Genomic DNA, 26,988 nt, shown 5'->3' on the forward strand with positions numbered 1-26,988 from the left:
CACGGGGGCCGGGCCGAGCGCCCGCCCGCTTGGAAAGCTCACCGCATGGCTTGTGCCGGCACGAGCCCCGACGGTACGACGATCACATGCACCGTTGGTCACCCCTCAACGATCGCCAGCTCACCCTCCTGACACGGATCGGGGAGGGCGTCGAACCTGTCACGTCAGACACCCCCGAATTCGCCGCCACCGCCCGAGCCCTGAAGGAGCGGGGGCACATCGTCATGCCCAAGGAGGGCGGGAGATGGCAGGCGGAGATCACCGAGGTCGGGCGCTTCTACCTTCAGCACGGCCATCACCCCGACAGGCCCAAGCCGGCGCCGCGGAAGTCTCGCCCGGCAACGCCGTCCGGACACGGGAAGCAGGAATCCGACCACCTCGAGCAGCAGGCCGCTGCCGAGCAGAAGCTCCCCATGCAGCGCGTTGCCAGGGCCCCACGGCGTTCTCCTGCGGACATCGGGCAGGCCCTGATCGCCGAGGTACAGCAGGCCGGCCGCTTCCTGCGCATCTCCAACCCGGACGAGGCGGAGCGAGCCCGCTACCGAAGGGCTTTTGACGCGGCTCGTCGGTGTGCGCCTGCCGGGTACCACCTGAAGTACAGCGGGCGGGCCAAGGGGGATTTCTTCCTGGGGCTGCTCCGGGTGACCGGCGAGGATGACACGGAGTGGAATCGGATCCGTCTGGCGCGAAGTCGGGTGATCACCGACGTGGACGATGTCCTCGCTGCCGTGACCGCGGACCACAGCGCCTTCGAGATCTCCGACGGGGTGCTTCCCCGCGTGCTGTCCCTGCTCCGCCTCATCGCCGAGCAGGCCCTCCCCCTCCACGGGGAGATCGCGGTGTCCAAGAAGCGCAGGCAGGCGAGGCCACTGCTCACGATCCATGGCCGTACGTACGAGATCACCTTCAAGGAACGTCAGAAGCAGGTCCGGTATGTGCCCAAGCCGGCGGGCCGCCGCACGTACGACTGGCAGCGGGTCGTCCCGGCGCAACGGTTCGAGCCGTCCGGCGAGCTAGAGATGGTCCTCGCCCAGCAACAGGGCTACCAGTACGGCTGGAAGAAGGAGTGGGCCGACACCGAGAAGAAGCCTCTTGAGGACCAGATCGGTTCGGTACTCCGGGCGCTGAGAACCCGGGCCGATGAGCAGGAACGGGCCCGGCTGGAGCAGGAGGCCGAACAGCGTCGGCTTCGGGACGAGCGGGAACGGCAGCAAGCCGAGAACCGCCGACTGGAAACCGAAAGGCAAGAGCGCGCCCAACGGGAGTGGGAGGCCGCGGTCGGCGCGGCTTCGATCAAGGCGGTGGACGCGGCTCGGGCCGAACACTTCGGCACCGCGCTGGAGCAGTGGCGAGCCGCAGGAGATATCCGGACCTTCTGCACGGCGCTGGATGAAGCCGCCGCCCAGACGGAGGACCCCGTCGAGGCCCAGCGGCTCCGGGAGTGGTCGGCGTGGGGCAGGGTGGAGGCCGACCGCCTGGACCCCACCCTGAACGGGAAGGGTCTCGGTGCCCGGAACTTCCACGCCGAGCCGACGGGGGACGAGTTGCGGCCGTTCCTCGATGGCTGGCACCCGCACCGCCCGGAGAAGGTGAAGGCGCCGGTGGAGCCCACACCGCCCAAGCCGGAGCCCGAGCGGTGGCGCGACGGCTTCAGCGACGTACGTCGGGACCAAGGCTGGAGACATGGACCCCAAGGCCGCGCTCAATGGTGGAGGCGATGACGCCGTGCCCACGGTCCCGGAGCGCCTTCACTGCCTGCTCGACCAGTTCGCCGAGTCGCAGGACCTCGGCGCGTAGGGCGACGAGCTCGTCGTAGCGCTCGGCCTTCTCCTCACCGCACCACTCCCGGACCGTGCGCAGGGCGGCCGCCTCGGCGTCCAGCTTGCGGTCGTCCCGGCGGTGGTACGAGTGCCAGGAGGGCCGGGCGCGCTCCTCGTCCACGGCCTGCTGCCGCCGGTCCACCTCCGGCAGGACCTCCTCTGCCAGCCGCTTGGCCACCTGCCGTGCGATCCGCTCGGCCACCGGCCAGCCAACCAGACAAAGGCCGTTGCGGTCCTCGTGGACCATGGCATCGTCGCGAAGCTCGGCGGGGTCCATGCCAACCAGCGGCGCCGTCTCGTCGAGGTGGCCGAGCTCCAGCACGCCCGCGTCGGCCACCGCCTTGCGCAGACGCAGTCGCCCCTTGGGGTGGACGAAGCCCAGGATCATCCGCGCCGCCTCGCACTCGGCGCTGCCCCGTACCTCCCTCGACGCCTCGGTCAGGGCGAGCTCCGCCGTGTCATCCGCACGGAAGGCATCGACGTCAGCCCAGAGAGCGACCAGACAGCCCGCGCTGACCCACTCCTGCAGTCCAGCCTCATCACCGTCCAGGAACCGCACGTGGATCCCTGACCTGCCGGAGGCTCCCACCCGGACGATCTCCACCTGGCGCAGGGCACCGCCCAGCTCCTTCGGCTTGGCCCGATAGGCCCAGCACTCTCCGATCTCCATGCCTCCATTGAGCCAGGCCGACGGCACCGCCGTGTGCCCATCCACGAGATCTCGCCGGGGACCGACCTCGGAATCGCCTCCCAAGCCGTCCGTGATCTACCGCAAAGCGAGTGCCCCATGTCACAACCCGCACGTAGGCTCGGGGCAGTCGGCGTGGGAGCGCCGGGCTGACGGACTGGGGCAGGGGGACAGCGTGGATCATCTCTTCACCGTCGACGGGGACTCGGCCACGCCGGTCTCACCGACCACGCTGGCAGCGGAAGGCCTCCTCGAACGGCAGCACCTCCAGGAGTGGGTGATCGAGCACCCTCAGGTCCTCGGCGAATCGGTGCTCGTGATCACCTCCGAGTTCGATCGGTGGGCCGACACGGACGGGGTGCCGGCGCGCGACCGCTTGGACGTCCTGGGCCTGGATGCCACCGGGCGCCTCGTGGTGGTCGAGCTGAAGCGGGGTAGCGCCGACCGCGACGTCCACCTCCAGGCGATCACCTACGCCGCCCTGGTGTCCCGGTTCGACCTCGACACCCTGGCCCAGGCGCACCGTGACTTCCTGAAGGGCAGGGGCGAGAGCGTCGAACTCGACGAGTGCCGACAGCGCCTCTTGAACCACGTGGACGGGGACTGGAGTCCGGAACTGCTCCAGCGCCCCCGACAGGTGATCATCGCGGCCGGCTTCCCCAAGCAGGTCACCCACACCGTCGTGTGGCTGTCGGAGATGAACCTCGACATCGACCTCATCGAGGTCGGCCTCTGGAAGGTCAAGGGACAGCTCGTCGCCGGATTCACCAAGGTCTATCCGACCCCGGAGGTCGAGGAGTTCACTCTCGCTCCGGCCCGGATCGAGGCCAAGGCCGCGGCCCGGAAACTGGAGGAACGCTCACGTGCCCGCAACGCGGTGCACGTTCTCGTCGACGCCGGACTGCTGCCGGACGGGGCTCGGCTGCGGCTGGTACCGAGGCATGGCGCACCGGAATCCGTCCGCGAGGACATCCGGGCCTGGGTGGGTGAGGACGGCAGACGCGCGAGCGCCACATGGAGCAACAACACCGCCGAGCCACTGACCTGGGAAGCCGACGGTAAGCCGTACACGCCGACCGGGCTGGCCAACCACATCTTCACCAGCGTGACCGGCCGCAAAGCCGACGGGATACAGGGCACCACCTGGTGGGACGTCGATGCCAAACCCGTCCCGGACACCGTCGACCCCGACGAGTGGGCAGCGCTGGCGGGCAGCCACCTCGCGGACCTGGCCAAGCAGCTCAGCGGTACCCGTAAGGACTGGTCGAGTCTGCACGCTCTCCTGGAAGCCATCCCGTCCGGGCGATGGACGACCTACGGAGACGTGGCGACTGTGATCAACAGCCATGCCGTCCCGGTCGGTACTCACCTGGCGACCTGCGGCAAGTGCCCCAACGCATGGCGGGTGCTCACCACGTCAGGGGCCGTCAGCTCCGGCTTCCAGTGGCCGCGCACAGAGACTCCCGCGGATGTCCTCGGCACTGAGGGCATCCGCTTCGAGGCGGGCGCCGCTTCTCGGGAAACGCGCCTGCCGCTGGACGACCTCCGGCGTCTCCTGCGCAACTGACGTGCTGCCGGGCGCGGCACGCACCCCGTCCGGCTACCGTACGGCCGATCGAGCTCGCAGAAGCGTGTCGAGTGCACGCACCGGGGACCTCGGGGTCATAGACAGGCGGGTATCGAGCGCTGCCTCCCACTGCTGGGTGAGGCCCGCGAGCAGGCGCTGGCGCATGCCCGAGGTCACGTGGGCGTAGCGCGCGGAGACCGAGCCGTCGATGTGGCCCATGCGCTCGTCCATGAGGACCTTCTCCGTGCCGAGGTCCTCCATGTGGGTGCGGTGGGAATGGCGTAGGCCGTGCGGGGTGAGGCCCCTGGCGATAGCCGTCCAGCAGGCGTCGGCGCGCCCCTGGGCGTTGCGACCCCGGACCGGGATGCCCGGGAACGGGTCGCCAAGGAGCGGAACCGGACGGGGCTCCTGCGGCGCCTTCTTCGGGTACCAGCCCGTCGTCGCCGGGTGGAAGAGCCAGGTGGCGAAGCCGTTGCGGCGCCAGTGGGCGGCGTGTTCCGTGGGTGCCCCGCCGCGTACGAAGCCCAGCTCGGTGATGGCGAGTTCGACCCGGGTGCGAGTGGCCTCGCGCACGCGGTCGGGGTGGTTCAGGACGTTGGACACCGTGCCCGTGGAGACGCCGGCGCGGCGGGCTACGTCGACCAGCTTCGCGCCCTGGTGGCCTCCGGTGCGGGCGGTGCCCTGGCCTTGGAAGACGTACGTCCTGCCATGGCACGGGCACGGCTTGGGCTTGGTACGGGCGACGTGGTCGGCCACGAGGGCCGAGAGCCAGTCGGGGGCGTCGATGGTGCGGTAGCTGTCGTCCTTGGGCGGGCAGCGGACCATCACCCCTGAGTCGAGCTCGTACAGCTGCCACTCCACACGCACCGAGCCCCGGCGGGCGAACTCGGTCTCCAGGCCGACGATTTCGCCCCAGCGCATGCCGGTGTACGCCTTGAGGATCACCGCGACGAACTCGTCGTCCCGGCCGGAGAGCAGGGCGGCCCGCTCGGCGATCAGGAGGGCGCCGAGCGCGTCCGTGACGACCTTCTCCGGGCCGCGGTCGGCGGAGCGGCCGGCCCGCTTGCCCCTCCCCCGGCGCTTGGCGGCGGGGTTCGCGTCGATGAGTCCCTCGTCGACGGCGTCGGCGAGGATGAGGTGGAGCGTGGCCCGCCACGTCTTGACGCTGGAGGCTGCGTAGGAGGCGCGTTCCTTCTTCTCCCACAGCGCGACGTCGGTACGGAGAATGCCAGCGAGGGCCTTGTCCTCGAAGTCGGGGAGCAGGTGTTCCTCGATGTGGCGGCGGTAGTTCTGCATGGTGGACGCGGCCAGGTCCTGGGCGCCGTACCAGCGGCTCGCGTACTCGCCGAACGTCTCCTGGCCCAGCGACGGGTCACGTACGTCGCCGCGCCGGAAGCCGATCTCCGCCTCGTCGGCGGCCCGCTTGGCCTCTCGCTTGGTGGCGAACTTGATGGTCGCTCCGGTCGAGTCGACGACCGTGTTGTGCTTTCGGGCGCCGCCTTGTAACGACCGCGCCAGTAGTTGCTGCGCTTCTCCGCGAAGCCCACTGTTTCCTCCCCTCTTGGTTGCTCGTCAGCTACGCGGTGGTGTCGAAATCGTCCTGGCGTGCGCGGCGGGGTCGACGGGCGCGGAGGCGGGCGGATGGGGCTGCCGTGCGCGACGGCACCGTGCGGACGGAGGGTGCGACTGGTTCGGGTGCGATCGCCGGCCGCACTTCGTACAGGCGGATGATCTCCGCGAGGTGTTCAGCGGTGAAGCGGTACGCACGTCCGACCCGGGTGAACGGGATGCGTCCCCGGCTGGCCCGGTCCTTGACCCACCAGGCGGAACAACCGAGGGCATCGGCTATCTCCTTGGGGCGGAACAGACGGGGAAGGGCGGAGGAGTCGGAACAGGCTGCGGCCATGGGCGATTGACGCAAGAAGGATCCTCATCAGGTACGGCGGAGTAGGTCGAGGGTTCGACCGCGGTTCTGGAGTGGGCAGATGGCCTGAGCGGAGTGGCCGGCGGCGACACTGGCACGCCGCAGGCCGGGCTCGTGCGGCTACGCGGCGGGCTGGAGCAGCACGAGCGGGGAGACGCCGAGGGCGGCGGCGATCGCGACGAGGTCGTCGACGTCGCAGCGGCGGCGTCGGCGTTCGATGCGGGAAATCGTCGTGACGGTCATGGGGTGGCCCAGCGCGGTGGCACGGGCTGCCAGCTGGCGCCTGGGCGACACCGCGGGCGGTGCGGGCTCGCTCGATGGCACGGGCGACTCGATTCCCGGCCGGACCGATTTCCAGAGGTGTCGGGGGCATGCATATTTTGTAACTTGGGATCCCCGGTTTGGGTAACCGGGGATCTGCTGCTACATTCCGCCGCTTTGTTGTCAGGTTCCCTACCCTGCCGCCGAAAAATTGCGAAACATAGCAGCGGATCCCCGGTTGACCAAATAATGACCCGTCAGGTCCGTCGGCTGGAGGATCGCCCATAGTTCGCACCCTTCCAACCTGCACAGATAGAGCACCTGGAGGTAGAGGCGGGGAGTGGCGCGGTCATTGCCGAAGCGTTGCGACTTGCCCTATTCGTCCCGCCAATTCCCGAGCTATTTGGTCAACCGGGGATTCGGGTTTACCGTTTTTACACACCCACTGGGACATGTTCGCCGTGAGCTGTTTGCTTTCTCGGTGGAATGCTGGACTTGCGCGAACCAATGTGGCTGTCTTGTCCATGCGCCCCGGACGCTGACCCCGGGGGACACGGCAAGCCCCGGCTCTCCAAAGCCGGGCAGCGAAGCTGCCAGCACCGCACGCCGGCAGGCCGCAACCGTCACACCCCACCCTCCCCTTCCCCCACCCGAAACGGGCTACCCCCTGCCCGCCCTTACCAAGGAGCCGCCACCCGATGAGTCACGACGCCCGCGCATGGGTGTGGGACCACAGCCGCAGCAAGGGCACCGCCCGCATGATCCTCGTGCTGATCGCCGACCGATGCGTCGATGGCCGCTGCATCGCGTACGCCTCGGTCCCCGCCCTCATGAAGCGGGCCAACGCGTCCCGCAGCGCCGTGCGGGACGCCCTCGACAAACTGATCGCCAGCGGCGAGCTGGCGTGGATCGAGGATCGCAAGGGCCCTCGCGGCGAGAGGTACTACCACCTCCCCCACGCGGCTCGGTTCCTCGCCGAGCAGGCCACAGCGAGGGACCGGGATCCGGCCCCCACCGGGCCGGAATCCAGCCCGTCGAAGCCATTTGCAGAGGGGCCGGAAGCCGGCCCCGGGGACCGGAATCCAACCCCTGGGGGGACCGGATTCCAGCCCGGCCGGGGGCCGGAATCCGACCCCCAGAACAGTAGAGAACTACAGATGAACGGTAGTAAGAGCAGCAGCTCCCCGCTCATCCCCGCCGCCCAGTGGCACATCGACGACGCCACCGAGACGTGGCTGCGGCAACAAGGCCACCTCGGCCGGCTCGGCGAGCAAGCCCTGCGAACGGCTGACGAGAAGTGGCGCAACTACCGGGCGGTCTGGGGACCGCGCAACGCCGCCGCCTGGTCCGCCGACTGGCGCGAGTGGATCACCCGCGAACACACTCCCGCTCCTGGCCGCCCGCACCTGCGCTCCCTGCCAGGCGGCGCCTCCACCGGTCCTGCGACCGGAAGGACCCGCGCCGAACAGCACACCAGCGCCCTGCTCGACGCCCTCACCGAGCTCGAAGCCCATGACACCCCTACCGGAACGGAATAACTACCCTGGACCTCCGAGAGATCGCCATCCTGCTCGCCTACGTCGGACGCCTCGACACCCGCACCGCCCACACGGACAGCGGCACTGCCCGTGACCAGATCGCCCAGTGGCACGAGATCCTGGCCGACGTTCCCTTCACCGCCCACGGCTGGGACGTCCGCGAAGCGGTAACGGCGCACACCCGCACCTCCGGATTTCGGATCATGCCGGTGGACATCGCCCGCCAGTGGGACGCCTACCGCCGCGACCGCCTGGCACGGCACACCGATCCCCTCCCGGTCGCGGATCCGGACGACGTGACCGCATACCTATCCGAACTGCGCGGAAACCGGCGCGCCGTCGCGGTCGGCGAGACAGCACCGTCCACCCTCCACGAGCTCACCGCCGACCCACACCCTGACGTCGAGGCCCGCCTGCGCTCCGTCGGATCCGTCATCCCTCCAGCGGTACGCGCCCAGCTCGCGCCCTACCGGTCCGGTCGTGCGGGCCGCGAAGCCGTCGCCGCCACGGCTCCCACCCGGCAGTCGGCCCCGCCACGCCCGACCACAGGCGTGGCGGGCGGCATCGGCACTCCCCCTTCGGGTCCCGCTCGCTCCAGCAGACGCTGAGCCGCCCCCCGCTCGTGCCGGTCCGGCCTCCGGGTCGGCCACCCCACCGTGCTCCTGGTCTCGTCGCAACGGCCTCGCCCGCCTCCGGCGCCGCCTCCCCACCTCATCGCCATCACCACACCGCCCGCCCGTGCCTGCATGGCGCGGGCGGGTCTCCGGAGACCCCTGCATGACACCACTCGCGCTGCCCGAACTCGGGCACTGGAACGCCACGTCCCTCACTCTCATCGCACTCGCACTGACCTGCCCCGCCCTGCTGATCAGGCGGCTGGCACAGCAGCGCACACGTCGGAACGGCGGCATCCGCAAGCCTGCGTCGCCCGCCGTCACCATCGCCGCGCTGGCCGCGGTCGGCTGCACCGCGTACAGCGCCGACACCAGCTGGCGGTTCGCCGCCGACTACCTGGACATGAGCGGCACGGCCGAACGCGCCGCCATGTTCGCCGCCGCGGAGTTCGCCCTGTTCGTCACGGCGCTGCTGGCACGGCAGAACCTCCACGGCCCCAAGCAGGCACCCGGTTTGCCGGGCACCCTGACCTGGGTGATCACCACCGTGCAGGTGATCCCCGCGTACGCCGAGTCCGGCCTGGTCGGCGGCACCGTGCGAGCCTTCGTGGGCCCGGTCCTGGCCGCACTGCTCTGGCACCAGGCCATGGGCATCGAGCTACGCCTCCACAAGCCGGAAGCCGCCTCCCACAGCATCCTCGCCCGGACCGGCCGCGAGATACGCGAACGCTTGCTCTCCCGCCTGGGCATCGCCGAACGCGATCGCGACGCGGCACAGATCACCCGCGATCGCGCCACCCGCAAGGCCGTCGCCCTGGCCGCGCGCCTCGCCGAGCGCACCCCGAAGCAGCGCAGCGGGTGGCGCGGCCGGCGCATCGCACGGCGGTTGTCACGGGCCGTCGCCCAAGCCGCAGTGGGCATCGACGACCGCCGCATCCCGCCCCGCTACCGCGAGGCACTCGCCACGCAACCCGAAGTCCTGGGCTGGGTGGAGGCGGTCACCCGCGCCGGGCGAAGCGGGCCGGCCGGTACCCGGGGCATCTCCTACGGCCCCTCGCTGCTGATCGCCGGACCCACCGGCATCGGCAAGACCCATCAGGCCTACGGAGCCGTCCGCTCGCTGCTGGCCGCCGGAGTACGCGCCTGCGCTGGCGGGCGGTCACCTCCGCCGACCTCTACGCCCAGCTCCGGCCCCGGCCCAACCACGACCCCGAGCGGGAGATCCAAGAGCTCGGCAGGTGCCCGCTGCTGATCCTGGACGACCTCGGCGCGGCCAAGCAGTCCGAGTGGACCGAGGAGCTGACGTACCGGCTGATCAACCGCCGCTACACCGAGATGCTCCCGACCCTGATCACCACCAACCTGCCGATCGTGGAACTCCGCACCGCAGTCGGGGACCGCGTCGCCTCCCGCCTGGCAGAGATGACCACCTGCGTCATCCTCACCGGCCCGGACCGCCGACGCGCACCCCCGCTGGCAGCCTGACGACTACGGTCCCCCATGCGCCACGGTCCCGGTGCCCCTTGGGGACCGTCCTATCGCGACGTTTCGGTCCCACCCGAGCGGGACCGTCCCCAAATCCACACCTCGGTCCCGCCAAGGGAACCGTCCCCAGACGATCGGGGACGGTCCCGGATTGCCGCCCGGCGACGGGGACCCTCCCCGCAACCACCACGGTCCCCTGCGAAGGACATGGGGACGGTCCCCACATCGGGACCGTCCCGGAACGCTTTCCGCAGGTCAGATGGCCTATAGGTGACTCGGCCCCCAATTGCCCGCCCGACATCCCCAGATGGTGGGGACCGTCGTGATGGTCCCCACCATTTGGGGACCGTCCCCATGTCCGATCGGGGACCGTGAGGTCATCGGATTCCGGGACGGGAGGGGACCGGTCCCCCACCGCGTCCACGGGGACGGTCCCCGGTCCGGTCCCCGATCCTTCTCCCGCAGTCCCCGGGCTCGGGACGGTCCCCCATTTCCTTCCGGTCCCAGTTCGGGACGGTCCCCGATTCCCCTGGTCCCGGTGGTCCGCGGCGGCCCGGTCCCCGAAGGGCTGCGGGGACCGGCCCCGCACGCCTTGCCCGGGGGACCAGCCAGCCGCCCACGCCACGCCCCGGTAGGCGCCTGCCCCGAGACCGCGAGCCGACCACCCCACTCACCTCACCCCGCAGGAGAACGACCCATGACAGCGGCCCCGCAGCACCACGACGACACACCCTCACCGCCTTCGAAGTCATCTACCCTGATGGACCATTGGCGGCGTGCATTCGGGATGACGGCAGCTCCTGGCGGAGCAAGGTATGACGTTGGACCGTCCAAGGGCCGGTCCAACGTGGAAGCCTCCGCCCCGGGGGTGGCGGAGGCAGGCCCCCGGCGCGAGGGCGCACCGGGGACAGGGGGTGCGCGTGCCGCCGACGAGGCCGCGCTGCGCCGTGTCGCCCGCCGCCGCGCCCACCAGGACGTGCAGCGCAAGGAGCGCGTCGACGTCCGCTACAGCATCGACGAGAAGCGGGCGATCCTCGACGAAGCCCGTCGCCTCGGTCTGGCCGGCGCGCACCTCGTCGGCGCCATCGTCATGGCCCACCTCAACGACGACCTCACCCTGCCCGAGCAGCGCACCCCCGTCGACGACCTGATCGACGAGTACGCCGCCCTGCGCAAGCAGGTCTCCAGGGTCGGCACGAACGCGAACCAGATCGCCAAACGCCTCAACGAAGGCGGGACGACACACCCCATGGACGCCGCTGTGCTTGCCGAGGCCGGACGGCTGGCGGCCTTGGTCCAGGAGGCGGTCACGGCTGTCGACGTCGCCGCCATCGTGGCCGCCACAAACCGTTGGGCGGCCTGATTGATCGCGAACATCGTCAAGCCCGGCCACAAGACCCGGGGCGTCCTGAACTATCTCTACGGGCCCGGCCGCGCCAACGAACACACCGACCCCCACCTCGTCGCCGCGTGGGACGACTTCGTGCCTGACCCCGGCCGCAACCCCGCCGCCACACTCGCCCAGCTCGCCGACGTCCTCGACCTGCGGGTCAAGCAGGCCGGCTCGAAGGCGCCGAAGAACCACGTGTGGCACTGCTCGATCCGCGCCGCGCCCGAGGACCGCCACCTGACCGACGACGAGTGGGCCACCATCGCCCGCCGCATCCTCGATGCCACCGGCATCGCCCCCGCCGGCGACCCCGACGCCTGCCGCTGGGTCGCCGTCCGCCACGCCGACGACCACATCCACATCGTCGCCACCAAGGTCCGAGGAGACCTCCGCCCGCCCCGGAACTGGAACGACTTCCTGCGCGCCGACAAGGAACTCGTCGCCATCGAGAAGGAATACGGGCTGCGGCAGGTGCCGCGCGGCGACCGCACCGCCGCCAAGCGCCCCACCCGCGCCGAACGGGAGAAAGCCCAGCGCACAGGCCGAGCCACAACCGCCCGCGAACGCCTGCGCACCACCGCCCGCACCCTCCTCGCAGCAGCCACGACACCAGAGGAGTTCTTCCGCCTCCTCGAAGGCTCCGGGGTTCTCGTGGAGATCCAGCGATTCCCCTCCGGCGACATCCGCGGCTACAAGGTCGCCCTCGCCGACGACACCAACAAGGACGGCCAGCCCGTCTGGTTCTCCGGCTCCACCCTCGCCCCCGACCTCTCCTACCCCAAGATCAATGAACGCCTCACCGCCACCGACACCAGTCCAGCGGCACCGCCGGAGTCCCATGCCTGGCGTCGCGTCGCCCGGGCCACCGACCGGGTGCCCGAGCTCCTCGACCACAGCGAGGACGAGGCCGGACAGGCGCACATCACCGTGCTCGCCGAAACCCTCGACGTCCTACCCCTGGCCGCCCCTCCGGCCTTGCGGCCCGGACTCCTGCAGGCAGCCACCGCCTTCGAGCGGGCCAGCCGCTCTCGCATCCGCGCCCAGCACCAGCAGGCTCAGGCCACCCGCAGCGCGGTGAAGGCGATCCTGCGTGAACCCGCCCCGAAGGACGGAGTCCTCCTCGCGGTCCTCCTCGACGCCGTTCTGCTGGCGGCCGTGGCCGCTCAGCACTGGCACCGCACCCGCGGCCACAACCAACAGGCGGAGGCCGCACGACAGGCAGCCGAGCACCTCCAGGCCGCGTACCAGGTCGCGGCAGCCGAGCCGCTGGCCGTGATCCACCAGCGTGGAACCGAGCTGCCCGAGTGGATTCGCCGTCAGCAAGCGGCGACCGTGCGCCGAGCGCTCCCGGAACAGGCCGAACAGATCCTCGCCGAGCCCGGCTGGCCCGCCCTCGCAGCCACCCTCGCCCAAGCCGGCGCCGCCGGCCACAGCCCCGCCGCCCTTCTCACTGAGGCCACCGCCCAACGAGAACTCGACACCGCCACCAGCGTCAGTGAAGTCCTCACCTGGCGGCTGCACCGCCTCGCCGACCTGACCCAACGCACCACCAGCCGTGGCCCGGCACCCCAGTCGGCTACCTACCGTCCCGTCCGCACCGACCAGCAGCGCCGTACACGCTGAATCCCATCCCGTCATCCGATAAGGAGCACACCCTGAAGATCCACCCCGTCACCAGCCTGTTCCCGATGCTCAGCCAGGGCGAGCTGCTCGACCTCGCCGAGTCCATCAGGACCGAGGGCCAACACGAGGACATCGTCCTCGACGCCGACGGCGTCCTCCTCGACGGCCGCAACCGTCTGGCCGCCTGCGAGATCGCCGGCGTCGAGCCCCGCTTCACCACCTACACCGGAGACGACCCCACAGCGCTGATCTTCTCCAAGAACATATTCCGCCGACACCTCAGCAAGGGGCAGGAGGCCGTGATCACCGTGATGGCGTGTTCATTTTCGGGACACTCCCTGCGGGACCTGGCCAAGCTCCACGGCCTCAGCCGCAGCCGCCTGTCCGCCGCCAACGTCGTCCTCAAGCACTCCCCCGACCTCGCCGAACAGGTCCGCACCGGCACCCTCAGCCTCGACAACGCCTACAACACAGTCTCCGAGCGCAAGGCCCGGGCCGTAGCCCTACAGAAGCAGTACGACCGCCTCCGCGAGCACGCCCCCGACCTCGCCGAGCAGGTAACCGAAAGCGAGATCACCCTCGCCGACGCCACAGCCGCGCTGAACGAGCGGCTGGAGACAGAACGGCTCTGGCAGTACGTGATCAATGCCGACACCGCGCGTCTCGCCGATGGCGACACCACCCCGCCTCTGGCCGAGCTCGTCGAACGGGGAGACATCACCTGGCCCGAGGCACACCAGCGTGCCGAGGAGTTCGCTGTCCACCGACGGGACACTATCCAGCGATCCAGGCAGGCTCTCCATCTCATCGCCGAGCAGTGGACCGTCATCCAGGACCTCGCCGCCCGACCCGGCACGCCCTATGCCCGGGACATCCTCGACGGTCTCGCACCCGAAGCCCGCTCCCTCGCCCAGTCCCTCATCACCCTGGCCTGATGCGCCACACACCTTGGGGCCGGCGCCGAATGCGCCGGCCCCAAGGGGCTTGCCTCCTCCGAACAGGACGGTTCTCAGGCGGTCTACCGGTCAGCGACTACGGCGGTGACGGCCCCGCCCCCTCGTCCCGAAGCGGTGCTCGGGACCGTGCCCCGGCGACTGCGCGAGGCGGGCGGGCGAGTCATGCGTCCGGAGGGAGTGCCAGATGCGTGCCTGGAGTTCCTTGATGCAGGCACCGCAGGCGTACATGCGGGCCTGGGCTCCGGCGACGGTGGCCGGACCGATCCACAGGACCCTGGTCTGCTGCTGTCCGCAGTAGAGCCAGCAGACGCCGTCGACCCAGTCGTTGCCGTCGTCGGTGGCCGGCGGGTCGGGCAGGCCGCCTCGTGCGAACTCGGCGATGCCCGGGATCACCAGATGGTGCCGTAAGCCGGCCTCGGTGATCACCGGCTCGCCCCCGGCACCGGACCGGTGCCCAGGTCGCCGATCGGGGCCCACTCGTCCTCCAGGATCGAGTAGGTGATCGAGTCCCGCCACGCTCCGCGGACGAAGACGTGATCGCGGATGCGGCCGTCCTCAGTCATACCCGCCCGCAGAAGGGTCCGCGCGGACGCCTCGTTGAGAGGGGAACGGGCCGCCCAGATGCGGTGCAGGCCGAGCGTCCGGAACCCGAGCGCGCACAGCAGGTGGACGGTCTCCGTGCCGAGTCCCTTGCCCCACTCAGCCGGGTGCAGGGCGAAGCCGATGGTGGCCGCCTGCTGCGGTTCGGTCGCCAGGCGCGCGTAGCCGATCAGCCGGTGCTCGCCGCGCCGGGTGATGGCGAGGCAGTACTCAGTCCTCGGGGTGTCCGTGGCGGAGGCGATGGACCGGTCGACGATTGCCTGGACCTGTTCGGGGGTGCGGGGTTCGAAGCTGAGGTACCGGGTGGCCTCGGGGTCGCCGTAGATGGCCAGGATGGCGTCGGTGTCCTCGGGCTCGACTTCGCGCAGGGCCAGGTTCGGGCCGGTCAGGTGGACTGGGGTCATGGGCGCGGAGCCTACCTGCGGGTTCATCGGACGAGGACGGAGGTCGGGGTGGCGGTGAAGGCTTCGATCTCCTCGCGCAGACCAGCCGCCGCGCCGCCGTTGCGGTGCCCGTCGGCGTGCAGGGCAACGTGGACGCGCTGGGCGCTGCTGGTGATGCCGAAGTTCCGCTGCTCGATGGGGAGGTCGAGGACGGGTCGTACGGCTTCGACGGCGCCCTCGATCTCACCGCGGGCGATGCGGGCGAGGGCGAGGTCGGTCTGCGCGCCGGCCTCGTCGCCGAAGGCCCACTCGTCCTCGGCGGCGTCGCGGTACGCGGTGACGGCGGCCTCCGAGCGGCTCTCGCCGAGTGCCGGGTCGTCGCCGAGGTGCACGGTGGCCTCGGCGACGTAGTACAGCTGCCGGGGTACGGGGAAGGTCATGATGCCGCCGAAGGCGTCGAAGTCGTCGGGTTCGACGGCCGCGCGGGCGTCCTCGGCCTGCTGGATGGCGGTGCGGGTGGCGTCGGCGTCGCCGATCAGGGCGTGGGCGCGTGCGGAGAGACAGGCGAGCCAGACGCCGGTCGTGCCACGGACCTTGCCGGCGACGCTCTGACCGAGGGTGGCGTAGTCGGCGGCCTCGGCGGGACGGCCGGCCCAGTAGGAGATGAGCGACTGCAGGGAGCGGACCCAGGCGCGCATGGGGTGGTGGTCGGCGTTGTCGGCGCACACGAAGGCGGTGCGGGCCTGCATCATCGCGGCGCTCGGGTTGCCCAGGTCGTGGCTGGCCTTGGCGAGCATGCCGGAGGTGATCCCGGCGAGCAGGTACAGCTCGCGGGCCTGCAGGGGTTTGACGCGGCCGTGCTCCAGGAGGCGGAAGGTGAGGTCCTGCACCTCGACCAGGTCGCCGAGCAACGTCGGCAGTGCCAGCCTCGGGTACGCGGCGGTGAGCCGCCGCACTTCGTCATGGATCTGGCCCAGGGTCTCCGGGCCGATGCTGCTGCCCTCCGCCATCGCGGTGAACCGAAGCGCACGACGAGCCGCCATCGCGACCTGCCTTTCCAATTCCGTTGTGCCCGCGTCGAAGCGGGGCTCGCTGCTGAACGGGCCGCCGACAGGCAGTGCCGCTGCCTGCTCGGTGGGGAGGAGGACAGGAGCCGGCCGTGGCGGCGGGACGACGAGCGGGGGATCAGCTGAGGCGGGTGCGGTCCGCGACGCGGCCGGGGCGGGAGCGAGAAGGACATCGACGCCGACACCGAACATCGCTTCCAGCACCCGGCACTGGTCGGGGTAGGGGCGGGTCTTGACCGCGCCGCCGTACCAGCGCTCGAACTGCCGCTTCGAGACCGACAGCCCCCGGAGCCGCGCATCGTTCTCGTCGTCGGCGATCGAGCTCGCCGTCGCTTCGAGCCGGAGGCGGAAGGTCTCGTAGACCTGCCAGTGCCGCCGGAGCGTCAAGACCCGTAAGAGCGTGGGAGTTTCAGCCACGGCAGATCCTCTCCGTACCCGTTCGTCTGCAACCGACGATAGCCCCGGCCGATCGGCAGCGGACCCGTTCGGACGGCTCCAGGCCGAGATGACGGCGGCCATGACGGTGGTCATGACGCACGATGACGCGAGTCGGCCACCGGGCGGGCGCGGGCCGGGCGCGGGGCGGCTGTGAGGACGGTCCCGTGACGGCGACGACGTCGTATCCATGTCGCACCGCCCACCGCCATGCTGAACGCCACTTCGCCTGGCGTGTGCTCCGACCGCGAGGCGTCAGATCGGGAGCCCAAGGCAGCGGCTCCGCCTGATCACCCCATCCAGCACCGCGTACCCACCGGCCCCGCTCGTCGTCGGGCCGGTGACGGGAGGGAACCGATGGACACCCTGACCGCCCTTGCCGGGCAGATCGCCCAGCTCGACGCCGTCGACCCCGCTCAGCTGGAGCGGATGCGCCACGAGGCCCTGACGGCCCGCGCCCCCTGGAAGGAGGAGTACAGCGCCTACCAGTCCGGGGGCTGGTGGACGACTTCGCTGATGAACGCTTCCGGCGACGCCGCCGACGTGACGATCGGCGACTGCGCCGCCCGGCCGACCGACCTGCTGTCGCAGATGCCGGCCACGGCCGCGCTCCTGACCGAGCTGGGCCTGAACTACATGTGGGTGCGGCTCGCCCGGCTGGAGGCCAACGCCTTCCTGTGGGAGCACCGCGACTACGACGAGCTCGACCAGGTCGAGCGGCACCGGCTGCACATCCCCCTGCACACCAACACGTCGGCGTTCCTCGTCACCGGCGGCGCCAAGGTCCACATGACCGGCGGGCGGATCTGGCGGCTGACGCCGACGTACGCCCACGGGGTGTGCAACCTGCTGGGCCCGGACCGGGTCCACCTGATCGCCGACGTGTACGCGGACGACGCTTACCAGCGCCTGGCCCGCCGGCCCTCGCTCGCCCCGGCCGCCGCCGAAGCGCTGCCCACCGCCGACCACACCGTGCTCGCCGAGCGGCTCCAGGCCGCCCGCGCCATGGCCGGCCTCGGCTACACCGACGCGGCCGAGCGGATGCTGCTGCGGCTCTTCTACACCTACGCGCTGCCCGTGGGCACGGTCTACGACCTGATCGCCGAGGTGCACACCTCGCTCGGCGACGAGGAGGCCGCCACACGCTGGACGACCGCCAAGCGCCGCCTGCTCGCCCTCACGGCCTGACCGCCACGGCCGCAAGCCGAAATCAGAACGGAGGACGCCCGTGTCCACCCTGCAACTGGCCGCGCTCACCTACGCCAACCGCCCGGCCCAGCTCCCGCTGCTGTCCCGGCTCTCCGAGATCCTGGCCGCCTCCCCCGCCGTCACGCAGCTGATGGTCCGCGGCTCGCTCGCCCACGGCACCGCCGACCGCCTCTCGGACGTCGACTTCGTCGTCGGCGTCCACGACGCCCAGCTCCCCGCCTTCGTCGAGGCCCTGAACGACCTGATGTCCGTCGAGGCCGGCGCCCTGCTGCCCGGCTGGCGCGACACGATCGTCGCCGACCTCGGCGGAGTGGGCATGGTCTTCCTCGTACCGGACGACGGACGCCTGCACCAGATCGACATGTACCTCGTGCCCGCGTCGCACGTCCCGGGCCTCCGGGCGAGGGTGTCCACGGCCTTACTCCTCGACCGTGAGCCGCCGCCCGCCACTCCCGAGGAGCGCACGGTGGCAGCGCGCTTCGCGGCCGAGTTCCTCGCCCGGCCCCGTACCTGCACCGAGCTGCTGATCGAGCACCTGGTGCTGGCCGTGCTGCTGCACAAGCGCATCAAGCGGGGCCAGCGGTTCATCGCGTACGCCGAATGGCACCGCCTCCACACCGCGACGAAGGACCTGATCAAGACGGCCCTCGCCCCCACCTCACGGTTCTGGGGCTGGTACCAGCTGCGCGAGGAGATCGCGGTCACCCCGATCGGCCGGGTCTGCCTCCGCGACCTGGAGGCGGCGATCAGCGGACCGGCCGTCCCGCTCGCCGCCGATGTCGACGCGGCCGTCGAGCGGACGCTCGCCCTGGTCGAGCGGGCCTGTCCCGAGGCGCTGAGCGGCCTGGAGACCGCCGTCGCCGCGTACCGCAGCTACCAGGAGCTGGTGTGAGCGCGCCCCGCCGACCGGGGCCGGTGGGCGAGGGTCCGACCGCCGTCTTCTTCGGCGGAGTCCGCCCCGCCTCCGCCGATGAGGAGAAGCTGGCCGAGGAGATCGGCCGGGCCCTGGCGGAGGCGGGGTACCAGCTCCTGCACGGCGGCTACAACGGCCTCATGGAGGCCGCCGCACGCGGAGCCTCCTCCCAGGGAGCCGCCGTCACCGCGGTGACCCTCATCGACAAGCACGACACTTGGGGCGCGTTCAACCCCTACGCCACCGCGTCCGTCCACCTCCCCGACCTCGGCACCCGGCTCAACCACTACCTGGCCCACGCCGACCTCATCGTCGCCATGGGCGGCGGCATCGGCACCCTCCACGAGCTGACCGCCGCCGTCTACTACGCGACCACCGTCCGGCCCGTACCGATCTGCCTCGCCGGGTCGACCACCCTGCGCCTGCTCGCCTTCCTGCGCGAGGAGAAGTGGCTGTACGAGACGCCCACCCGGCCCCTCAGCTTCCTCCACACCGCCGGGTCCGCCGATGCCTTCCGCTCCCGCCTCACCGCGCTCCGCACAGCATCGATCGGAGGAGCATGACCACCACCGCGACGCCGCCGCCCCTGGCCGAACTGGCCACCCGGATCGCCGAAACCGCCTGCGTCACCGCCCCGTTCCAGCTCGCCGACGGCGCCAGGCTCGCCGCCTACTTCGACGAGTACCTTCTGGCCGCCGATCCGGCGCTCCTGCGCGACACCGCCGCCGCCATGACCGCGCTCGTCCCCGAGGACGCCCAGCTCCTGGCCGGCATCGAACTCGGCGGTGTCCCCCTCGTCGTCGCCCTGTCCGCCGCCACCGGACTGCCCGCCGTCTTCCTGCGCCGCCGCCCCAAGGCGTACGGCTCCCGGCGCCAGATCGAGGGTGCCGCCTTCAACGGGTTCCGTACCGTCCTGGTCGACGACGTGGTCCGCTCCGGGGCACAACTGCTCACCATGGCCCGGACTTTACGGCTCGCGGGGGCGCCGGTGTCCGACGCGCTGTGCATCCTTGAGCGCCCTCTCGGCGGCCGAACACTGCTCGCCGAGCACAACGTCACTCTTCACCCCCTGTTCGCCGAGGCCGACTTGCCCGCGCCCCGGAAGGAGGATTCGAAGTGAAACGGGCCGTGCTGTTCGACCTCGACGGCGTCCTCGTCGACAGCCGCCACGCCCAGCTCGCCACCCTGGCGGGCTTCGCGACCTCCGCCCTCGGTCGGCGCGTCACCGTCGCCGACCTGCCGGCCGGGGCCGAGACCACCCCGCGCGAGCACGTCCTCGCCGAACTCGGACACACCGGAACGATCAACCAGGACGCCTGGGACGCGGCGACGGCCACGGCCACCCTCACCGCCGAGGTGTTCCCGTTCGTGGCCGACACCCTCGCCGCGCTCCGCGCCGCCGGCGTCGGCACCGGCATCGTGACCCTGCGAAGCCGCCAGCGGGTCGACTGGCTCCTGCCACCCGCCGTCCTCGACCTGATCGACGTCGTCGTCTGCTACGAGGACGCGGCGCCGAAGCCCGCGCCGGACGGCCTCCTGCTCGCCCTCGACAAGCTCGGCGTGACGCCTGGCGACGCCGTGTTCGTCGGCGACATGGAGTCCGACATGCACGCGGCCCGGGCGGCCGGCGTGACCCCGGTCGGCTCCGGCTGGGGCTTCTCCGACCCGGCGACGCTCACCCGGGCCGGCGCCGCCGTCGTACTCCCCCACGCCGACGACCTCGCCGGAACGCTCCTGTCCCTGACCGGCACCGGGCGACGGGGCGCATAAATCCAAGCGATCTTGACGCCAGACCCGCTACGCTGGGTGGCGCAGTCGCAGCGGACCGTTGCGTCCGGTGACGGCTGCGCCACCTCAGACAACGGATCTGGAGTCATGGTCTACACCGTGGGGGCGCGAGCTATCTGCGTCGAGCTGGAGAACTGAGAACCCCTCAGTCCCTGTTCTCGGCCCGGCTCGGCGTGTGATCGACCCCCATCTCTCCACGACTCTTCCGTGAGGGCCACACCACCATGCGCTCGACGCAGATCCGCTCCACCTTCCTGGACTTCTTCACCTCGCGCGGCCACCGCCAGGTCCCGTCCAGCCCGCTCATCCCCTCCGACCCGACGCTGCTCCTCGCCAACGCCGGCATGAACCAGTTCAAGCCGTACTTCCTCGGCGAGGTCACCCCGGACTTCCCTCGTGCCACGACCATCCAGAAGTGCGCCCGTACCTCCGACATCGACAACGTCGGCCGTACGAACCGGCACGCCACGTTCTTCGAGATGATGGGCAACTTCTCCTTCGGCGACTACTTCAAGGCCGACGCCATCGCCTACGCCTGGGAACTCCTCACCCAGGGCTACCACCTGGAGAAGGACCGCCTCTGGATCACCGTCTACCAGGACGACGACGAAGCCGAGCAGCTCTGGCGCAAGATCGGCGTCCCCGCCGAGCGCATCCAGCGCCTGGGCATGGAGGACAACTTCTGGTCCATGGGCGTCCCCGGCCCCTGCGGCCCCTGCTCGGAGGTCAACTACGACCGGGGACCGGCCTTCGGCCGCGAGGGCGGACCGGCCGTCGACGGCGAGCGGTACGTGGAGATCTGGAACCTCGTCTTCATGCAGTACCAGCGTGGTGAGAGCGACAAGAAGGGCGACTTCCCGATCCTCGGCGACCTCGCCCAGCAGAGCATCGACACCGGCCTCGGCGTCGACCGGCTCGCGGCGATCCTCCAGGACGTCGAGAACGTCTGCGGCACCGACCTACTCCACCCCACCCTCACGACCGTCCAGGAACTCGCCGGCCGCGACTACCCCGGCAGCGGCGAGGAGAAGGTCTCCTTCCAGGTCGTCACCGAGCACGCCCGCTCCATCGCCTACCTGATCGCCGACGGCGTCCTGCCCGCCAAGGACGGCCGCGGCTACGTCCTGCGCCGCCTGATGCGGCGCGCGATCCGCCACGCCCGCCTCCTCGGCATCGACCAGCCCGTCCTCGCCCCTGCCACCGCCAGCGTCATCGCCAACCTCGGCAGCGTCTGGCCCGAGCTGACCGCCCAGGCCGCCCTCATCGAGCAGGTCGTCACCGCCGAAGAGGAGTCCTTCACCCGCACCCTCGCCCAGGGCACCCGGCTGCTGAACGCCGCCATCACCCGCAGCCACGAGAACCGGTCCACGACCCTGACCGGCGAGACCGCCTTCGAACTGCACGACACCTTCGGCTTCCCCGTCGAGCTGACCGTCGAAGCCGCCCGCGACGCCGGCCTGACCGTCGACGAGGACCGCTTCGCCAACCTGCTCGCCGAACAGCAGCGACGCGCCAAGGCCGGCGGCAAGGCCAAGACCGCCGAGGCGCTGCGCCGTCAGGACGCCTACCGCGAGCTGTCGGCCCGCCACGGCCGTACCGAGTTCGTCGGCTACGACCGCCTCGACGCCGAGGCCACCGTCCTCGGCCTCATCTCCGACGGCACCGTCGTGCCCGGCGCCGAGCAAGGAAGCACCGTCGAACTGGTGCTGGACCGCAGCCCGTTCTACGCCGAGTCCGGCGGCCAGGTCGGCGACACCGGCACCATCCGCACCTCCGGCGGCGCGCTCCTTGAGGTCCTGGACACCAAGCCCGGCCTGGAGGGCTTCCACGTCCACACCGTCTGCGTCGCCGAAGGCGAGATCCGGGCCGGCGAGCAGGTCGAGGCCCTCGTGAACGGGGCCCGCCGGGAGGCCGTCGCCCGCTCCCACTCCGCCACCCACGTCCTGCACGCCATGCTTCGCCGCACCCTCGGCGACCACGCCCGCCAGCACGGCTCCCTCGTCGACGCCGGCCGCCTCCGCTTCGACTTCGCCCACTTCTCCGCCGTCGACCGCCTCCAGCTCGCCGCCATCGAGGCCCTCGTCAACGACCACCTCCTCGCCGACCCCGAGGTACGCGTCTGGCACGCCTCGCGCGCCGAGGCCGAGGCCGCCGGTGCGACCGCCCTGTTCGGCGAGAAGTACGGCGACCACGTCCGCATCGTCGACATCGGCGACTTCTCCCGCGAGCTCTGCGGCGGCACCCACATCGGCCACGGCTCCCACGCCGGCCCCGTCCGCATCGTCGGCGAAGCCTCCATCGGCTCCAACCTCCGCCGTATCGAAGCCCTCACCGGCCGCGACGCCCTCGACTACTACGACACCGAGCGCCACCTCCTCGAAGAACTCTCCGCCCTCCTCGGCACCCGCCCCCAGGACGCCCCCGACGCCCTCCGCAAGCACCTCGACGCCCTCGCCTCCGCCGAACGGGAACTCGGCCGCCTCCGCGAGACCGAACTACGAGACCGCGCCCACCAGCTCGCCGCCTCCGCCCGCACCGTCACCGGCGGCCGGGTCGTCACCGAGAAGTTGACCGGCCTTGGCCCGGACGAGCTCCGCACGCTGGCCCACCACACTGCTGGCCTCCTCGACGGCGGCCGGGCCGTCGTCGTCCTCGGCACCGAGCACGACGGCAAGGCCCTTCTGGCAGCCGCGGTCACCCGCAGCCTCCACGGCACCGGCACCGAGGCCAGCCACATCCTCATCCCCGCCGCGCGCACGGTCGGCGGCGGAGCCGGCGGCAAGGGCCCGCTCGCCAGCGCCGGCGGCCGCCGCACCGAAGCCCTGGACGAGGCGCTCACGATTGCTGCTCAGGATGCCGCCCGCGCCCTCGGCCAGTAGCCGACGGACTGCTGGTGCCGCCACAAGCGGCACCAGCAGTCCGTGTCACAGCCCGTGTCCGCCGGGCGCCAGCTCCTTCAGGAGCACCACGCTCTCGTAGTTCGTCACACCCCACCGCCAGGACCCGACCGGCACGTAACCGCGCCTGCGGTACCAACCGACCAGATCGACCGCCTCGGCCGACGTATCAATCACTACCTGCGCAGACCCGAGCGCGGCAATACGTTCCTCCGCCAAGGCCAACAGTCGCTGCCCAAGACCCGCCCTCCGGTACGAGGGGTCCACCGCGAGCTGCCAGAACGACCCCGCCCCCGCCGGAGCCGGATATCCCTCCGGAGCCTTATACGGAACCGCCACCGTGACGGTGCCCACCGGCTCACCCGCCCGCAGAGCCAGCCAGCACTCGCCCCCACCCAGCCTGTAGGCCGTGTCCCCCATCGACTGATACGAGGCGAAGAAGACTCGGCCTTCGGCCGCATGGGCGGAGTAGGCGCGGTGAAGCAGACGCGTCAGGTGCGCAACGGAGTCACCCTCGGCGAATGACCGGACCACGACCGATTCACGGCTGCCGAGCCGTTCCGACCTGTCTGCTGGTGATCCGTCCACGCGATCAAGTATCGGCCGGAGAGAGATGCGCCGCCTGCTGAGCTGCGAGTGCACCGCCATACACCTGGGGCGGGGCGCGTTTGACTGCGCCCCGCTCCGCAAACGCGCAGCCTGTCCGCTACCGCGGGTATCCGCAGGAAATGGCCTGCCCGCCGGGAGCAGCGATCGCTCCGGCGTAGCGCGAAGCGGGAAAAACTGCAGGTGAGCCGCGTCCGGACGGCAGTCCTTTGATTCTCTTGCACAGCCATCCGGTGAGCCCCGGTCCGCAGGGTTCCAGCCCTTTAGACTGGGTATTCCCACTGGTCGCGTTCGCGGTCAGCTGTACATCCCAGCCTCGGTGGACTTCCTGCCATACAGCTGGGATGTTCGTGCGACAGACGGACTCGTTCGCACGTTCGAGTCCGGCCTGCCGAGTGCAGCCGAGCAAGCGGTGGGCAGTGCGCGTGTATGGAGGACGAATGACGGATCTGCATGTGGTCGAGATCTGCGCGGGAGCGGGTGGCCAGGCCCTCGGTTTGGAGCGCGCAGGCTTCGAGCATGCCCTGGCGGTAGAGCTCGACGCGAATGCCGCCTCCACGCTTCGCCGGAACCGTCCGGCCTGGCACGTGGTGGAAGGCGATGTAGCAGATCCCGGAACATGGACCCCTGAGGACTACCGCACCGTGAACGGCGAGCAGCTGGACCTGCTCGCCGGTGGTGTCCCATGCCCCCCGTTCACGATCGCGGGCAAGCAGCTCGGGGCAACGGACGAGCGCGATCTGTTCGCCTGGGCGGTCAACCTCGCCGAGCGGGTGCGGCCGAAGGCGCTGCTGCTGGAGAACGTCCGAGGGCTGAGCGCCAACCGCTTCGCGGCATATCGCCAGAACGTCCTGGACACCTTGCAGAGCGCAGGCTACGCAGCGCAGTGGAAGCTGCTCCATGCTTCTGACTTCGGCGTTCCCCAGCTCCGTCCGCGCTTCGTGCTCGTAGCGCTTCTTCCTGAGTACGCAGAGTACTTCTCCTGGCCGGAGGAACGTCCCGATGCCCGTCTGACCGTGGGAGCGGCACTTGAGGGCTTGATGGCAGCCAAGGGCTGGGAAGGTGCCAAAGCCTGGGCCGACGGAGCAGGCGACATCGCGCCCACCATCGTGGGCGGATCGAAGAAGCACGGTGGCGCGGACCTCGGCCCGACCAGGGCCAAGGCAGCGTGGGCAAAACTCGGCGTAGATGGCATGGGTGTCGCAGACGAAGCCCCCGAGCCAGGCTGGAAGCCTGCTGAGGGCAAGCCCGGGCCGAAACTCACCGTCGAGATGGTCGCCCGCATCCAAGGGTGGAAGCCCGAAGACAAGTGGTTCTTCGAAGGGCGCAAGACAACCACCTACCGGCAGGTAGGCAACGCCTTCCCGCCACCCGTCGCCGAGGCCGTCGGCCGGTCCATTGCGCGAGCCCTGCGGAAGGAAGGGGAGCGGAATGACCTCGTGGAAGCGACGGAGGCGATCCACGACCCGGTGTACAAGCTGCTCCGTGGCATGGAGCGCCCTCTCGGCATCGACCAGATCATCAAGCGGCTGGAGAAGTACGGGCAGTACCTGTCCGAGCCGGAAGTCGAAAGGCATCTCGCCCACTTGGAGCGGGATTTCATCATCACGCGCGTCCCGCGCTCCAGCGGGGCGCTGGGATACAAACTCGGCGAATTCAAGGCATTCGTCGGGCAGGAAGGCCATCAGCGGCATGAGCTCTTCGCGGTGAACCAGGCGAAGATCAGCTGACCGCTGGACCACACCCCTCGCCGCACGGGGGCAGGGTCGGCTTGCCCCGGCGCTTCAGCGCCGCAGCCTCCTGCCGCCGTGCGGTGACCGTGTCGACGACAGTACGCGCGCATGCCTCCGGGTCGAGATGCGCCCAGAAGCGGAGCACCAGCCAGCCTGCCTCGCTGAGGCGGTCGTCCGTATCGCGGTCGCGCTGGACATTGCGGCCGATCTTGTCCTCCCAATACGGCCGGTTGGTCTTGGGCATGACGAAATGCTCCGGGCAGCCGTGCCAGAAGCAGCCGTCGATGAAGACCGCCACCTTCACAGGCCGGAAGACCATGTCAGCCGTGCGGCGCATCTTCGGAAGCGGCTTGGCAGCGACGCGGTAGCGGAGCCCCGCAGCATGCACCAAGGAGCGCAGAAGCAGCTCCGGCGCGGTGTCGCGGTTTCGGTTGCCGAGCATGCTCCGCCGGTTCGCCGCCGACGAGGCCCACGAACCCTCAGGGGGTTGCCACCGCGGGAGCTCTCCCGCTGCTTCCTTCTCGCTCATATCTCCGGCAGCTTCGGTACAGCCTGTTCTGGATCAGCAGGCCCGGCGAGGACCCACTCCCGCCCGTCGAGCTCCACCCGCGGAGCCGCACCGTGCTCGGGCCGCGCCTCAGCGAGCCGCGCGCTCACAGACTCGCCCGGACCTGGCACCGGCAAACCGAGCGCTTCAGCGATGCGGCCGTGGCTGGAGTAGTGGCCCAGGATAACGATGCCGCGGGGTTGGAGCCGCGAACGCGACCCGCCGTTGTAGCGCACCCGCTTCATATAGTCCTCCTGCATGGCCACGGTCGCGACAACGGTCCGGCTGACGCGTCGGCCCTGGGCGCGCAGGAAGAGCTCGTCCACCCTCCGCTGTCCGCTCTTGTGGGAGAAGATCGCGTCGATGTCCGGCCCGGACAACCTCAGCAGCATGTTCTCCTGGAGCGGAGCCCGGTCGAAAAGCCACTTCACTGCCTGGCGCCCCGCGGCGCTCAGCGTCTTCTTGGCATCCCGGTTGCCGCCGCTGTTCAGCCGCTCAGGCAGGGCACGCACCAAGCCGGCGGACCAGCTCGACCGCTCATCGCTGGCCCAGACCACAAGCAGCAGGTGGCCGAGCGCCTCCGGGGGGATCATCCAGGCGCCCAGGGTCTGGGAGTACTTGCAGTCGACGTCGATCCCGGCGATCGAGTAGTCCATGTCGCGGCCGTCTGCGAACCCGAATTCACGCTGCAGGTTGATCTCGATCAGCGTGCCGAGGTGCGCCTTCTCCGTTTTGTACAGCTGCCCCCAGCGATAGCGGCCTGTGTGCTGGCCGTCCAGCAGCATGTCGATGCTCCGCCGGACCGCTGCGGCCATCCTGCGGCCGTCCGGATCGGCCGCAAGGAGATTCCGCGCCACAGCAGTCAGCTCGCGGTCTGCCTCATTGCCGTCGTCGCCGAGAGGCCACAGCGGGGTCTGCATACTCGTTCCGTCGCCATCCACGAC

At 70.5% G+C, this 26,988-nt stretch carries 23 protein-coding genes and 2 pseudogenes; 15 read left to right on the plus strand and 10 right to left on the minus strand.

Going from position 1 to position 26,988, the window contains the following annotated elements:
- Positions 1–86 precede the first annotated feature (86 nt).
- Positions 87–1,721: a PE-PGRS family protein gene (locus tag ACFW2G_RS02355; RefSeq protein WP_384581231.1), complete on the plus strand. Its 1,635-nt coding sequence runs from the start codon at positions 87–89 to the stop codon at positions 1,719–1,721.
- Here ACFW2G_RS02355 and ACFW2G_RS02360 read toward each other — a convergent pair.
- Complete coding sequence (locus ACFW2G_RS02360; RefSeq protein WP_384446047.1) at positions 1,651–2,490, minus strand: PE-PGRS family protein; 840 nt, start codon at positions 2,488–2,490, stop codon at positions 1,651–1,653. The two genes, ACFW2G_RS02355 and ACFW2G_RS02360, sit on opposite strands and share 71 nt — an antisense overlap.
- A gap of 193 nt (positions 2,491–2,683) precedes the next feature.
- On the opposite strand from ACFW2G_RS02360, the gene ACFW2G_RS02365 reads away from it, so the two are divergent.
- Positions 2,684–4,075 carry a DNA-binding protein gene (locus tag ACFW2G_RS02365; protein WP_384446046.1) on the plus strand — a complete coding sequence of 464 codons (1,392 nt, stop codon included), beginning with the start codon at positions 2,684–2,686 and terminating at the stop codon, positions 4,073–4,075.
- Positions 4,076–4,108: 33 nt separating this feature from the next.
- Here the strand turns inward: ACFW2G_RS02365 and ACFW2G_RS02370 are convergent.
- From ACFW2G_RS02370 to ACFW2G_RS02380, 3 genes and pseudogenes are all read right to left on the minus strand, one after another.
- Positions 4,109–5,622 (minus strand): annotated as a pseudogene (locus ACFW2G_RS02370) (LacI family DNA-binding transcriptional regulator).
- A gap of 29 nt (positions 5,623–5,651) precedes the next feature.
- Positions 5,652–5,981 carry a helix-turn-helix domain-containing protein gene (locus tag ACFW2G_RS02375; RefSeq protein ID WP_384446067.1) on the minus strand — a complete coding sequence of 110 codons (330 nt, stop codon included), beginning with the start codon at positions 5,979–5,981 and terminating at the stop codon, positions 5,652–5,654.
- A gap of 138 nt (positions 5,982–6,119) precedes the next feature.
- Positions 6,120–6,323, minus strand: coding sequence for a helix-turn-helix domain-containing protein (locus tag ACFW2G_RS02380; RefSeq protein ID WP_384446045.1), 204 nt, complete (start codon positions 6,321–6,323; stop codon positions 6,120–6,122).
- A 635-nt stretch (positions 6,324–6,958) separates the two neighbouring features.
- Here ACFW2G_RS02380 and ACFW2G_RS02385 point away from each other — a divergent pair.
- From ACFW2G_RS02385 to ACFW2G_RS02410, 6 genes and pseudogenes are all read left to right on the plus strand, one after another.
- Positions 6,959–7,798: a helix-turn-helix domain-containing protein gene (locus ACFW2G_RS02385; protein ID WP_384581233.1), complete on the plus strand. Its 840-nt coding sequence runs from the start codon at positions 6,959–6,961 to the stop codon at positions 7,796–7,798.
- A 203-nt stretch (positions 7,799–8,001) separates the two neighbouring features.
- Complete coding sequence (locus ACFW2G_RS02390; protein ID WP_384446043.1) at positions 8,002–8,406, plus strand: hypothetical protein; 405 nt, start codon at positions 8,002–8,004, stop codon at positions 8,404–8,406.
- Positions 8,407–9,286: 880 nt separating this feature from the next.
- Positions 9,287–9,897, plus strand: a pseudogene (locus ACFW2G_RS02395) (ATP-binding protein).
- Between the two features lie 847 nt (positions 9,898–10,744).
- A complete protein-coding gene (gene mobC / locus ACFW2G_RS02400; RefSeq protein WP_384581235.1) occupies positions 10,745–11,260 on the plus strand; it encodes a plasmid mobilization relaxosome protein MobC in 516 nt (171 codons plus the stop codon).
- A complete protein-coding gene (locus tag ACFW2G_RS02405) occupies positions 11,261–12,910 on the plus strand; it encodes a relaxase/mobilization nuclease domain-containing protein (RefSeq protein ID WP_384446041.1) in 1,650 nt (549 codons plus the stop codon). It begins immediately after the preceding gene.
- A 65-nt stretch (positions 12,911–12,975) separates the two neighbouring features.
- On the plus strand, positions 12,976–13,845 hold the full coding sequence (locus tag ACFW2G_RS02410) for a plasmid replication/partition related protein (protein ID WP_384446040.1): 870 nt from the start codon (positions 12,976–12,978) through the stop codon (positions 13,843–13,845).
- 90 nt (positions 13,846–13,935) lie between these two features.
- Here ACFW2G_RS02410 and ACFW2G_RS02415 read toward each other — a convergent pair whose 3' ends face one another.
- Genes ACFW2G_RS02415 through ACFW2G_RS02425 form a run of 3 tightly spaced genes read right to left on the minus strand, consistent with a single transcriptional unit; the run spans position 13,936 to position 16,333 of the window.
- On the minus strand, positions 13,936–14,292 hold the full coding sequence (locus ACFW2G_RS02415) for a hypothetical protein (protein WP_384446039.1): 357 nt from the start codon (positions 14,290–14,292) through the stop codon (positions 13,936–13,938).
- Entirely contained in the window at positions 14,289–14,870 is a 582-nt protein-coding gene (locus ACFW2G_RS02420) for a GNAT family N-acetyltransferase (protein WP_384446038.1), read from the minus strand. The genes ACFW2G_RS02415 and ACFW2G_RS02420 overlap by 4 nt, the downstream gene beginning before the upstream one ends.
- A 23-nt stretch (positions 14,871–14,893) precedes the next feature.
- Positions 14,894–16,333 (minus strand): hypothetical protein, encoded by a 1,440-nt coding sequence (locus ACFW2G_RS02425; protein WP_384446037.1) that lies wholly within the window; start codon positions 16,331–16,333, stop codon positions 14,894–14,896.
- A 375-nt stretch (positions 16,334–16,708) separates the two neighbouring features.
- Between ACFW2G_RS02425 and ACFW2G_RS02430 the strand changes: the two genes are divergently transcribed.
- The 6 genes from ACFW2G_RS02430 to alaS all read left to right on the plus strand — a co-directional run bounded on the left by ACFW2G_RS02430 (position 16,709) and on the right by alaS (position 23,140).
- Positions 16,709–17,539 (plus strand): aspartyl/asparaginyl beta-hydroxylase domain-containing protein, encoded by an 831-nt coding sequence (locus ACFW2G_RS02430; protein WP_384446036.1) that lies wholly within the window; start codon positions 16,709–16,711, stop codon positions 17,537–17,539.
- A gap of 40 nt (positions 17,540–17,579) precedes the next feature.
- Positions 17,580–18,452, plus strand: coding sequence for a hypothetical protein (locus ACFW2G_RS02435; protein WP_384581237.1), 873 nt, complete (start codon positions 17,580–17,582; stop codon positions 18,450–18,452).
- Positions 18,449–19,036 carry an LOG family protein gene (locus tag ACFW2G_RS02440; protein WP_384446034.1) on the plus strand — a complete coding sequence of 196 codons (588 nt, stop codon included), beginning with the start codon at positions 18,449–18,451 and terminating at the stop codon, positions 19,034–19,036. The genes ACFW2G_RS02435 and ACFW2G_RS02440 overlap by 4 nt, the downstream gene beginning before the upstream one ends.
- On the plus strand, positions 19,033–19,593 hold the full coding sequence (locus tag ACFW2G_RS02445; protein ID WP_384446033.1) for an orotate phosphoribosyltransferase: 561 nt from the start codon (positions 19,033–19,035) through the stop codon (positions 19,591–19,593). Before ACFW2G_RS02440 ends, ACFW2G_RS02445 begins: the two co-directional genes overlap by 4 nt.
- Positions 19,590–20,243, plus strand: a complete 654-nt coding sequence (locus tag ACFW2G_RS02450) for an HAD family hydrolase (protein ID WP_384446032.1) — start codon at positions 19,590–19,592, stop codon at positions 20,241–20,243. Before ACFW2G_RS02445 ends, ACFW2G_RS02450 begins: the two co-directional genes overlap by 4 nt.
- Before the next feature lie 242 nt (positions 20,244–20,485).
- The gene (gene alaS / locus ACFW2G_RS02455) at positions 20,486–23,140 is read left to right on the plus strand and encodes an alanine--tRNA ligase (RefSeq protein WP_384581239.1); all 2,655 of its coding nucleotides are present in this window, start codon (positions 20,486–20,488) and stop codon (positions 23,138–23,140) included.
- Between the two features lie 45 nt (positions 23,141–23,185).
- Here the strand turns inward: alaS and ACFW2G_RS02460 are convergent, their stop codons facing one another.
- Positions 23,186–23,746 carry a GNAT family N-acetyltransferase gene (locus tag ACFW2G_RS02460; protein WP_384446030.1) on the minus strand — a complete coding sequence of 187 codons (561 nt, stop codon included), beginning with the start codon at positions 23,744–23,746 and terminating at the stop codon, positions 23,186–23,188.
- Between the two features lie 458 nt (positions 23,747–24,204).
- Between ACFW2G_RS02460 and ACFW2G_RS02465 the strand changes: the two genes are divergently transcribed.
- Complete coding sequence (locus ACFW2G_RS02465) at positions 24,205–25,494, plus strand: DNA cytosine methyltransferase (RefSeq protein WP_384446029.1); 1,290 nt, start codon at positions 24,205–24,207, stop codon at positions 25,492–25,494.
- On the opposite strand, the gene ACFW2G_RS02470 is transcribed toward ACFW2G_RS02465, so the two are convergent.
- Together ACFW2G_RS02470 and ACFW2G_RS02475 are read right to left on the minus strand one after the other, a co-directional pair.
- Positions 25,487–26,026 carry a very short patch repair endonuclease gene (locus ACFW2G_RS02470; protein WP_384446028.1) on the minus strand — a complete coding sequence of 180 codons (540 nt, stop codon included), beginning with the start codon at positions 26,024–26,026 and terminating at the stop codon, positions 25,487–25,489. The two genes, ACFW2G_RS02465 and ACFW2G_RS02470, sit on opposite strands and share 8 nt — an antisense overlap.
- Entirely contained in the window at positions 26,023–26,985 is a 963-nt protein-coding gene (locus ACFW2G_RS02475; protein ID WP_384446027.1) for a NaeI family type II restriction endonuclease, read from the minus strand. Before ACFW2G_RS02475 ends, ACFW2G_RS02470 begins: the two co-directional genes overlap by 4 nt.
- Between the last annotated feature and the right edge of the window lie 3 nt (positions 26,986–26,988).

The sequence above is a fragment of the Streptomyces sp. NPDC058880 genome (assembly GCF_042742535.1).
Classification (GTDB): domain Bacteria; phylum Actinomycetota; class Actinomycetes; order Streptomycetales; family Streptomycetaceae; genus Streptomyces.